The sequence below is a fragment of the Pantoea sp. B65 genome (assembly GCF_047308185.1).
GTDB lineage: Bacteria > Pseudomonadota > Gammaproteobacteria > Enterobacterales > Enterobacteriaceae > Erwinia.
This window is the reverse complement of sequence record NZ_JAHXPU010000024.1, coordinates 70424-80990: the sequence shown is the minus strand read 5'-3', so window position 1 is coordinate 80990 and position 10567 is coordinate 70424. Positions and strand designations below refer to the sequence as shown.

The window sequence follows — 10567 nt, the reverse complement described above, 5'->3', positions numbered from 1 at the left end:
ACCGCGGTGCCGCCATACGGATAGTACTCTTCCTGGCTGATAATATTGCCGTCAGCATCCAGTTCCAGTTCGCTGCTGTGGACAAGATTATCGTAGCTGTAGCGCAGCTGATTATTACTGATGCCGTCCGGTTTGCCGGTTAGCCAGTGCAGCACCCGCACCTGTGCGCGTCCCGCTTCGCCAACGCTGATCACCTGCAACGCCTCACTTAAACTCTCCCCGCTGTAGCGGCTGCGTAATTCGATCCGCGGCAGCCAGAGCGCGCGCCGCGTCTGCGTGCTGTTGCCGGTTTTCTGCACGCTGGTTTTAATGATGCGCTGGCTGTCACTGTTATAGCGGTAGCTTTCGTGGTCTGCGGGCTGACCGTCGCGCACCACCGGCGTCACCTGCAGCAATTCGCCGCGCGCTGTCCAGTTCAGACTCTGGCCTGGCTGCAGCCGGGTTTGCTGACCGCCGGCGGTAAAAAACGCTTCCACCTGCGCCGGCTCTGCCGTCAGGTTGCTGATCAGCGCCCGGTTGCTGCGGGTGGATACCGTGATATCAGTGGTATAGTTGTTGCCGCTGGCGGGTGCGCTATGGCGTATCCGCGTCAGATTACCGCCGCGATCATAAAGGTAGCTGCGGGTGTAAGCGGCAAACGCGCTGCTGTCGGCGGGAAGAGGGACGCTGGCGGACGGTGGCGTGATGCTCTGGCGGGAAAGCGTCGCCATTTCACGGCCGCTGGCGGACACCAGCTGATACAGACTGTCGTAACCGTAGCTGTTTTCCGGCACCACTTTCTCATTGCGCCAGAAGCGGGTCGCTTCCGCATCGTTTATGATGCGCAGCACATTGCCGACCGGATCATACTGATAGCGCAGATCCTGCAGCACCCTGGCCCCGGCCGGATGCCCGGCCGGGCGGGCGGTTTTTATTGCGCTCAGGCGCTGCGTTTCCGGCTGATAACTGTAGCTGGTCACGACCCCGTTGCCATGCTCCTCACGCAGCTTTTGTCCGCTGGCCGAGTAGGTCAGGGATTTGACAATCACCTGCTCCGTAGCGCCCTTCAGCGTCAGCCAGCTGTTGTGCAACTGACCGGCAACAGTGTAAGCCTGACGTTGCCGATTCCCCATGGCATCGGTAGTGGTAAGCGGCAGGCCGCTGGCATCGGCGGTGCTCAGGGTGATAAAGCTTTCCGCTGCCAGCAGCGCATTCCAGGCGGCCTCATTCTCCCCCTGCCAGTTGGCGTTATTCTCCTCCGCAAGCAGGCGCTGCGTTAGCGACAGAGCCACCCCGCTCAGGGCGATACTATCGGTCTGCATCAGACCGGCGGTATCGTAGTGGCGCAGGCACTGCCCGGCAAGGTTGCGATCTTTTTCCGCCTGGGTATTTCCCCCCCAGACAAAACGATCGGTGATGCGGCCATTTTCAACAATGCTCAGCAGATGCCCCGGCAGTTCCGCACGCTGATACTGCCAGTTGCGGATGACACCGGCGGCATTAATGCTGCGCGCCGGGCGGCCAGCGCTGTCATTCAGGTTCAGGATAATGCCGGCATCAACGCTGGCGCTGCGCAGTACCTGTCCGCTCAGTGAGGTAAGATACGAAAAATTGGCGGCCTGCTGAAGTTCATATAACCGCGGGTCTGTACTTTGCGCCAGAAAACCGCGTGCATCATAGCGGTGACGGCTGATACGCTGATCGGTGTTCTGCAGGCTGTCAGGATGACGCTGGTAACGAATATTGCGCACCGTCAGCCCGCGGTTATCAACCACCACCACCTCCGGCGTTTGGCTAAATAAAGCAGTATCTGTTCCGGGCATGCGGGTCTTCCTCCAGCCTGCGGGTAAGATATTCTGATTTATCTATCCTGGCAGTCGGCGTCAGCACGTGCCGTGGCTGCAATATTAGAGTTTCCGCGCTTATTTATTCCAGCCAGCCACAATAATCAACATCCCGCTAAACGCCACCGCCGCCCCCAGCCAGTCATAATGGCTCAGGCGTACGCCATCCACAAAGCGTAACCACAGTAAGGCCGTCATCACATAGACGCCGCCATAGGCGGCATAGACCCGTCCGCTGGCCGCCGGATGCAGTGTCAGCAGCCAGACAAACAGCGTCAGGCTCAGCGCCGCCGGAATCAGTAACAGCACCGATGCCCCTTTTTTCAGCCACAACCAGGGTAGAAAACAGCCAATAATTTCGGCCAGTGCGGTAAGAAAAAATAACAAGGAGGTTTTGAGCATTGCGTAAAGATCTCTCAGAAATGTAAACAAGCCGGTTGTGCGGCTGGTGAGCGTCTGGACCGCGATGATATAATAGAAAAGATTTTGACCCATACAGGAACTGATGATGAAAATTTTGCCTACCCGCCTCGCCTCAGCCTTTTTGCCCCTGACGCTGCTGGCTGCCGCACTGGCAATGCAACCCGCTGCTATGGCGAAAACCGACCGTCTAATTATCGAGAATGGCGACAACGCCCTTAGCAGCGAACAGGCTCGTCAGGATAAAGAACAGTGGGACGATACGCGCATGCTGCGCAAAAAGGTCAATAGCCGCGTCGAAAAACAGTTCGACAAATCAGACCGTGCATTTGATACCCGTGATGCCTGCGAACAGAGTTATAACGTTAACGCGTACTGGGAAGCCAACACCCTGCGCTGTCTCGATCGCCGTACCGGACGTCCTGTCGCCCCGTGATCGGGTGACAGCTGCTATGCTTAGGACAGTTTTTAACAAAAGGATGATGTGATGAAAACGTTTACGTGGGTTTTAACCGCACTGTGCTTAATTGCGCCGCTGGCTGCTCAGGCGTCCTGTGAAACGGTTAAGGCTGATATCAGTAAGAAAATAATCAGTAACGGTGTCCCGGAGTCGGGTTTTACCCTCGATATTGTGCCGAATGATCAGGCCGATCAGGCCGGTGGACAGGTTGTCGGCCATTGCGAAAATGATACGCAAAAAATTGTGTATAAACGCATCACTACCGAAGGCGATAGCAATGTTCCCGCCAATGCCGGGAGTACCCAGGACGCGCCAGCCCAGTAATTTGTCGACGCGGCGGCAGTGATTAATTCTGCGGGCGGAATAAATGATTTGGGGTGTCTGAAACTCAGCACGGGGGCCATTAATGGCCCCGAGCTGAAGGTCTGCACCTCAATTGCCAGACAAACGACACGCAGGCGACTTTCAGGGGCTTTTCGCCGGCATCGCACGGGCAATCAGTAAACTCGTCAGCGCAATCAGCAGTGAAGCGACAAACACCCAGTGCAGCGAAGCCGCCACCTCCACCACCATCTGATGCAGCGTATCCTGATGTAACGCCAGTCGCTCACCCTCCGACATAATTTGCTGCACCGGATCCGGCTGCCCCGGCAAGCGCAGCATCAGGTTATAATTCAGTACTGCCCCCATTAATGCTGTACCGAGTGCTGAACCCAGCATGCGGCTAAACATAATCGAGGCGGTACAAATGCCGCGGATATGAAACTCCGCGCTGTTCTGTACCGATACCAGAAAAGTGGTACTGGTCATCCCCATACCGGTGCCAATCACAAACGCAGAGAAACCGGCATGCAGCATTGAGCTATCACGCTGCAACATTAGCAGTAAAGCGCTACCGACAATCAGCAGCAGCGCACCCAGTTGTGCGGTGAAGCGGTATGAGGTGCGCTGCATCAGATTCCCGCTGATGGCGCTGGCGAGTGGCCAGCCAATAGACATCATCGCCAGCGCACTGCCTGCCTGTAACGGCGTACCGCCATTGACGCCCTGAATCCAGGTTGGCAGAAAAGCGCTGATCCCCATCATTGCCGCGCCGATAATCAGGTTACCGGCATTGCCGGCCACAATCACCCGGCTGCGCCAGATCGCCAGCGGAAACAGCGGTTCTTTCGCCTGCTGCTCATTTCTCACCAGCGCATAACCGCAAACCAGTGACCACAGCAGAAAGGCCAGCGACCAGTAACCCAGGCTTTCCGCCTGCAACAGCGCCACCAGAAGTGATGACACGCATAACATCAGCCAGCCACTGCCGGCCAGATTAAGCCGATGTCGTTGCGTTACCTGCATCTCCGGTAGCCAGCGTGCCAGCATCAGCATTGAGATCAGCCCGACCGGCACATTGACCCAGAAGATCAACGCCCAGTTAAAGTGCTGAACAATCCAGGCGCCGGTCAGCGGTCCGATAATCGCCGCAAAACCCCAGACGCTGGAAAGCCAGCCCTGAATCCCGGCACGCTCTTTCGGTGCATAGATATCGGCGACAATGGTGGAGGTCAGCGGCATTATGGCTCCGGCCCCCAGCCCCTGAAACGCGCGAAACAGGATCAGCCAGCCCATGCTGCTGGCGAAACCGCACAGGACCGACCCCAGCAGAAATAACGAGGTGCCAGTAAAGAACACTCTTTTACGGCCCCATAAATCCGCCAGACGACCGTAAATCGGTACGCTGACCGCCTGTGTAAGCAGGTAAATGGAAAATACCCAACCAAATTGAGAAAATCCCCCCAGTTCCGTGACAATCGTTGGCATGGCGGTCGCCACAATCGTCACTTCAATCGCCGCCATAAACATCGCCAGCATCGCGGCAATCAGAATCCAGTGGCGGTGCGCTACCTGATGTTGAATAGTTTCCGTCATATTGTCCTTTCCTGTGTCTTTCCTAAGGCTAGCTTATCGTCGCTGGCAGCAGTTTCCGTATTGTGCGCCAGTGTAGGTGACAGCGTCACCTTGCGGCGGTGGAATTTTTGTTAACCCGCCTGACGCCAGTTGAACTGCGGCTTTCAGCCGGTTCTGGCGAAAAAACTATTCTGCTGATTTTGCCCATAAAATTTGCCATTAACGCTAACACGCTGCTCTTCGCCCTGCTGGCCGGTATTCCCGGCGGGCGCTGAGCGCCGGTTAATTCGACCGCTAAAAAAAACGGGAGCCCTGTATGGCTCCCGTTCCGACGGTAAGGCGGTCTATTTTACCTGGGATAAATCGAGGTACTTTGCCAGCTCACGCTGCTCGGCACGCGGTAAATAAGGCAGTTCGCCTAACAGGGGCGCCGGGATCTTTTCGCGCAGCACTTCAATAATCTCGGCATAATGTGCCAGCCCCGGGTTAATACGGTTCGCGACCCAACCCAGCAGCGGCAGACCATCATTAATTACCGACTCAGCGGTTAACAGCGCGTGGCTGATACAGCCGGACTGAATCCCGACCACCATCACCACCGGCAGCTGCTCCAGTACCGCCCACTCCGACAACGGACGCAGATCATTTAACAGGCTGCGCCAGCCGCCGGTACCCTCCACCACCACCGCATCCGCCTGCTCGGTTAACTGCTTCAGGCCGGCGCTCAGCTTGCTATAGCTGATTTCATGATCGCGGCTGGTGACAATCTCATCTTCTTGCAGGGTAAACGGATTAATTGCCTGATAAGGCAATTGCAGGCTGGAAGAGGCTTGCAGCACTAGGGCATCTTTATTGCGTAACCCTTCTGCCGTTTGCTGGCTGCTTTTTGCCACCGGCTTGTAGCCCACCACGCGTGGGTACTCCATTGCCAGCTTTTGCAACAGGGCGCGGGAAACCACCGTTTTTCCGACAGCAGTATCCGTACCAGTTACGAATATACGACTAAACATGGGTGCTTCTCCGACAGGCCAACAACCTGAAATTAATGATTTTGCTCAAAGGTTTGTGTCGGAAAATTGTAGAGTAGCGCGCCGATCGTCGGTTTGCGTTAGCGCAATCTTTTGTGGATAAGCCGTAACAGATTAGCCCTGCAACAGTTTAACCAGCAGTGAACCGTTATACAGCGCATCCTTAACCAGCGCCGCGCCGGGCATCGTCCCGAGATTGATAAACTGGGTTGGCTCCACATCAATCTGCGCGCTATACGCCGGCAGGGATTGCTGACGAATACAGGCGGTAATCGAAGGATAGAGAATATCTGCCGCCCGATTCAGCGGCGATCCAATCAGGATTTTTTGCGGATTAAACAGATTCACCATCACCGCCACAATACGGCCAACGCTGCTGCCGACGCCGGCAATAACGTCTCTGGCAAGCTGATCGCCCGCCAGCGCCGCATCGCACAGGGAGTCTACCGTTAGCGGCTGGTTATGCAGTGAGGAACTCGGCGACGATGCCATGCGCTGTTCGGTCAGGGTCAGTATGCTGCTGATACTGGCGACCGTCTCCAGGCAACCATGGTTGCCGCAGTAACACTGTTTACCGTAAGGATCGACCTGGGTATGCCCAATCTCCACCAGGGTGCTGTTGCCATTATGCAGCAGACGCCCATCGGTAATCACGCCAGCGCCAACGTTATGATCGATCACCACATGGATCACATCGCGCGCCCCGCGCGAGGCGCCGAACAGCGACTCCGCCATGGTCCATGCGCAAATATCATGCTGAATAAATATCGGTAAACCGGTGCGTTTTTCCAGCTCCGGCCCCAGTGGCATATCCACCACCTGATAAAATGGCATGCGGTGCACAATGCCGCTGCGGGTATTAATAATTCCCGGCAGGGTAATGGCAATGGCGGTTAAGCGCTCAAGTTTGCGCTGATGACGGATAAAAAACTGGTCAATTTCGCTGGTAATACGCGTTAACAGCGGTTCACTGGCTTCCTGCGGCAACGGCAACTGCTGTTCCACCACTAATGCGCTGCTGAGATCGCGCAGCGCCAGGGTAATATCACCCTTACTGATGCGTACCGAAAGATAGTGCCAGGCGGCGGTATCGAGGATCAGACCGACGGCAGGACGCCCGCGGCTGCCCATCTCCTGATACTCCGTCTCCTGCACCAGGTGGGCTTCCAGCATTTCACGCACAATTTTGGTAATGCTGGCAGGCGCCAGCTGCGCAAGTCTCGAGAGTTCAATACGCGAAATCGGACCAAACTGATCTATCAGGCGATAAACTACGCCAGCATTGGTCTGTTTAATCTGGTCAATGTGCCCAGGCTGACTATCCGCTATCACAACCCCTGCTCCCGCTTATTTTCGCGCTTCAAAATAAACCCTTTTCGCTATGGTGAAACACTTGGACGGTTGCGTCAAATATTTGATTCGATATGTGATTTACTGCACACAAAAGGGGGAATAACGCGCGTAAAAGCGCCAGTTAGCCGCGCGCGGTTCATTTTAGGAGCAGGCCCATCATATGTTTCACCAGCGCACTCTGCTCCCGCTGCTTCGCCCAGACCAGCCACACCTCAGACAACGCATCCTGCTGTTGCAACGGTAGCCACACCACATCACTGAGGCGAATCCGTTTAAACGATGCCGGTAAAATTGATACGCCGAGGCCGGTAGAGACCAGTCCGATAATCGTCATCGCTTCCCCCACTTCCTGGGTGATATAGGGCTGAATATTATGGCGCTGCAGTAAGGTCAGGATTTCGCTGTACAACGCGGTACCGACCTGCGGATCGAAAAATACAAACGGCTCACTGGCCAGCGCCTGCAATGAGATGCTTTGCTGCAGTGCCAGCGGATGCGCGCGATGCACCAGCGCATAGAGAGGTTCGCGCAGGAGCAACTGATGATCGAGGTTTTCCGGTAACGGCGTATTACGCATCACCCCCAGATCCAGACGACCATCGCTTAGCGGTTCTAACTGCTGGCGGGTGTTGATCTCCTGCATCTGTATATGAACCTGCGGATAGCGCTGACGAAACACATACAGCGCATCTGAGACCAGGGTGATAAACGGGGCGGAAGAGGTAAAGCCAACGCGCAATTCGCCCTCCACGCCGAGATGCAGACGTGCCGCTTTATCTGCCGCCTGTTCGACATTCAGCAAAATCTGTCGGGCATCGGTTAAAAATTGCTGTCCGGCGGCGGTGAGACTGACGCTGCGGTTGGTACGCGCCAGCAGACGCGCGCCAATTTGTTGTTCAAGTAGTAAAATTTGCTGGCTTAGCGGCGGTTGCGAAATATTAAGGCGCTGGGCGGCGCGACCAAAATGCAGCTCTTCAGCGACGGCGATAAAGTAGCGAAGATGACGCAATTCGATATTCATACTTTAAAAGTCTTATTTGAGATTATTAATATATTAGACATCATAATACAGCTTCCTTACCCTTAACACTCTGATTTTATTCCTGAGGAACCGTTGTGAACCGCTCATCCCAGACCGTTACGCTGGACAACTCCAGCGTTGAACGTGTCTCTACCTCCGCACCAGCCAAAAACCTGTATATCACCCGCGGTACACCGCAATTTATGCGCGTAACCCTGGCGTTATTTTCTGCCGGACTCGCCACCTTTGTCCTGCTCTACTGTGTGCAACCTATTCTGCCGGTTCTGTCGCAGCAGTTTGGGGTGTCACCTGCGCAGAGCAGTATTTCGCTGTCGATATCTACCGGCATGATGGCGCTCGGCTTACTGTTCACCGGGCCGCTTTCCGATGCTATTGGCCGTAAATCGGTGATGGTAACCGCGCTACTGCTGGCGGCGATCTGCACGCTGATTTCCGCGACTATGACCAGCTGGCACGGTATTTTACTGATGCGCGCGTTAATTGGCCTGTCGCTAAGCGGCGTGGCGGCAGTCGGTATGACCTATCTCAGCGAAGAGATCCATCCCAGCGTGGTGGCCTTTTCGATGGGGTTATACATTAGCGGCAACTCCATTGGCGGTATGAGCGGCCGTCTGCTGACCGGGGTGATTACTGATTTTTCCTCGTGGCGCGTGGCGGTAACCACGGTTGGCTGCTTTTCTCTCGCCGCCGCACTGATGTTCTGGAAAATTTTGCCGGCATCACGCCATTTTCGTCCGGCGTCATTGCGGCCGCGTAATCTGCTGATTAATTTCCGTCTGCACTGGCGCGATGCCGGTTTACCACTGTTGTTTGCCGAAGGTTTTCTGCTGATGGGAGCCTTTGTTACCCTGTTTAACTATATTGGCTACCGGCTGTTAAGTGCGCCATGGTTCCTCAGCCAGGCCGTGGTGGGGCTGCTGTCAGTGGTCTATCTCACCGGCTCCTGGAGTTCACCGAAAGCCGGCGCCATGACCGCACGTTTCGGCCGTGGCACAGTGCTGCTGTTCTCCACCGCGATTATGCTTAGCGGCCTGCTGCTGACCGCATTTAATTCGCTATGGATGATCCTGATCGGGATGATGCTGTTTTCTGCCGGCTTTTTTGCCTCTCACTCGGTCGCCAGTGGCTGGATTGGACAACGCGCCCGGCGCGCACGCGGACAAGCCTCTTCATTGTATCTGTTTAGCTACTATGCCGGCTCCAGCGTGGCAGGTACGCTGGGTGGGCTGTTCTGGCATAGCTATGGCTGGACGGGCATCACCGTTTTTATTAGTAGTTTATTGCTGCTGGCACTGCTGGTCGGCTCTCGCCTGAAAACACGCCAGCTATAATTCCTGCCGATGATTCAGTGGGTATCATGCCCACTGAGTCGTGTCAGCGATCGCCGCTCTTCCCTGCTGCTAAAAAACAGATTACTTTGATGCTGAAATGCGCACCATAACCGGCTATAGTCATTTGTATGTTGTAACTAAAGAGGGATCGATGAACAATCCATACGATGCGGTCGCGGCACTGCACCACGGTGTCAGTCAACTGGAAGCTGAACTGAATCAGCTACAACAACAGCTGCTCTCCCTGCATCTGTTGGCCGGGCGGGTATTCAGCCTGCCAGCGGTAATGAAAGGCAAAGAGCATGATGCGATAACCACCATTGAGGTGCAACAGCACCTCGGTAATGAGGCGCTACAGTTAGGCCTCGAACACTACTGCCGGCTGTTTATGCAGCATCAGTCGGAGCAGATCAGCACCAAAGCCGCCGTCCGCCTGCCCGGCGCCCTGTGTTTTGCCGCCGATGGCGCGCAGTCTGCCCTGCTCCATCAGCAAGTGGCGCGGGTGAATAGTCTGAAGGCCCGGCTGGAACAGATTATTACCGTGGAATCCGGTGTGGAAAGTGAGGAGCGGTTCGACTTTGTGCATACCCATCTGCGCGGGCTGATTACCCTGAATGCCTATCGCGCCATCACCCTGCTGGATGCTCCGGATAGTGTGCGCTTCGGCTGGGCGAATAAACATATCGTAAAGAACCTGACGCGGAAGGAAGTGCTGGAAAAACTTGAACGCAGCCTGAAATCAGCCCGCGCGGTCGCCCCCTGGACACGTGAGCAGTGGGCAGAGAAAGTGCTGGAGGAGATTGAAGCCATTCGCTCTCTGCCGGAAACGGCACGTCTGAAAATTAAACGCCCGGTCAAGGTACAGCCGATCGCCCGCACCTGGAATATTCAGCAGCAGAAACAGACCCAGCTGGCCTGCCCGTCGCCACTGCTGGTGTTGTGTGCAGATAAAAACCAGGTGCCGGCGCTGGGAGAATTGCTTAATTACGATGCGCAACAGGTAAAACATCGCTATAAGCCGCAAGCGGAGAAGCTGTTTGCCATTATTCCGCGTTTGCATCTGTACAGCGATCGTTTGATGTAGCCGGCGGCATTAATGTTAAGGGAGCCATTAATGTTAAGGGAGCCATTAATGTTAAGGGAGCCATTAATGTTAAGGGAGCCATTAATGGCTCCCCTACACGTTAAAGATTAAAGATTAAAGATTAAAAATA

Annotated in this window: 9 protein-coding genes and 1 pseudogene; 4 read left to right on the top strand and 6 right to left on the bottom strand. The window is 55.3% G+C overall.

The genetic code is table 11. The features are described 5' to 3' along the window. Positions 1-1802: pseudogene (locus JWF83_RS11815) on the bottom strand (RHS repeat protein); the annotation flags it as partial. A 99-nt stretch (positions 1803-1901) separates the two neighbouring features. Continuing rightward, positions 1902-2225: a YnfA family protein gene (locus JWF83_RS11810; protein ID WP_413650410.1), complete on the bottom strand. Its 324-nt coding sequence runs from the start codon at positions 2223-2225 to the stop codon at positions 1902-1904. Positions 2226-2331: 106 nt separating this feature from the next. On the opposite strand from JWF83_RS11810, the gene JWF83_RS11805 reads away from it, so the two are divergent. Together JWF83_RS11805 and JWF83_RS11800 are read left to right on the top strand one after the other, a co-directional pair. Further along, positions 2332-2679, top strand: coding sequence for a DUF1283 family protein (locus JWF83_RS11805; RefSeq protein ID WP_413650413.1), 348 nt, complete (start codon positions 2332-2334; stop codon positions 2677-2679). Between the two features lie 51 nt (positions 2680-2730). Then, positions 2731-3027, top strand: coding sequence for a DUF1161 domain-containing protein (locus tag JWF83_RS11800; RefSeq protein ID WP_413650409.1), 297 nt, complete (start codon positions 2731-2733; stop codon positions 3025-3027). A 141-nt stretch (positions 3028-3168) separates the two neighbouring features. Here JWF83_RS11800 and JWF83_RS11795 read toward each other — a convergent pair whose 3' ends face one another. From JWF83_RS11795 to JWF83_RS11780, 4 genes are all read right to left on the bottom strand, one after another. Further along, positions 3169-4620, bottom strand: coding sequence for an MFS transporter (locus JWF83_RS11795; RefSeq protein ID WP_413650408.1), 1452 nt, complete (start codon positions 4618-4620; stop codon positions 3169-3171). A gap of 323 nt (positions 4621-4943) precedes the next feature. Further along, entirely contained in the window at positions 4944-5609 is a 666-nt protein-coding gene (bioD, locus tag JWF83_RS11790; RefSeq protein WP_413650407.1) for a dethiobiotin synthase, read from the bottom strand. 132 nt (positions 5610-5741) lie between these two features. Continuing rightward, positions 5742-6959 (bottom strand): ROK family protein, encoded by a 1218-nt coding sequence (locus JWF83_RS11785; RefSeq protein ID WP_413650406.1) that lies wholly within the window; start codon positions 6957-6959, stop codon positions 5742-5744. Positions 6960-7116: 157 nt separating this feature from the next. Further along, a complete protein-coding gene (locus tag JWF83_RS11780) occupies positions 7117-8001 on the bottom strand; it encodes a LysR family transcriptional regulator (protein WP_413650405.1) in 885 nt (294 codons plus the stop codon). Positions 8002-8096: 95 nt separating this feature from the next. Here JWF83_RS11780 and JWF83_RS11775 point away from each other — a divergent pair, with 95 nt between their 5' ends. Both JWF83_RS11775 and tus read left to right on the top strand, forming a co-directional pair. Next, positions 8097-9353, top strand: coding sequence for an MFS transporter (locus JWF83_RS11775; RefSeq protein WP_413650404.1), 1257 nt, complete (start codon positions 8097-8099; stop codon positions 9351-9353). A gap of 151 nt (positions 9354-9504) precedes the next feature. Next, positions 9505-10437 (top strand): DNA replication terminus site-binding protein, encoded by a 933-nt coding sequence (gene tus / locus JWF83_RS11770; protein ID WP_413650403.1) that lies wholly within the window; start codon positions 9505-9507, stop codon positions 10435-10437. Positions 10438-10567: the final 130 nt, after the last annotated feature.

Excerpts from the sequence above, each read along its gene's own strand:
- JWF83_RS11810 (WP_413650410.1), bottom strand. The coding sequence starts at position 2,225 with ATGCTCAAAACCTCCTTGTTATTTTTTCTTACCGCACTGGCCGAAATT.
- JWF83_RS11805 (WP_413650413.1), top strand. The coding sequence starts at position 2,332 with ATGAAAATTTTGCCTACCCGCCTCGCCTCAGCCTTTTTGCCCCTGACG.
- JWF83_RS11800 (WP_413650409.1), top strand. The coding sequence starts at position 2,731 with ATGAAAACGTTTACGTGGGTTTTAACCGCACTGTGCTTAATTGCGCCG.
- JWF83_RS11795 (WP_413650408.1), bottom strand. The coding sequence starts at position 4,620 with ATGACGGAAACTATTCAACATCAGGTAGCGCACCGCCACTGGATTCTG.
- bioD (WP_413650407.1), bottom strand. The coding sequence starts at position 5,609 with ATGTTTAGTCGTATATTCGTAACTGGTACGGATACTGCTGTCGGAAAA.
- JWF83_RS11780 (WP_413650405.1), bottom strand. The coding sequence starts at position 8,001 with ATGAATATCGAATTGCGTCATCTTCGCTACTTTATCGCCGTCGCTGAA.
- tus (WP_413650403.1), top strand. The coding sequence starts at position 9,505 with ATGAACAATCCATACGATGCGGTCGCGGCACTGCACCACGGTGTCAGT.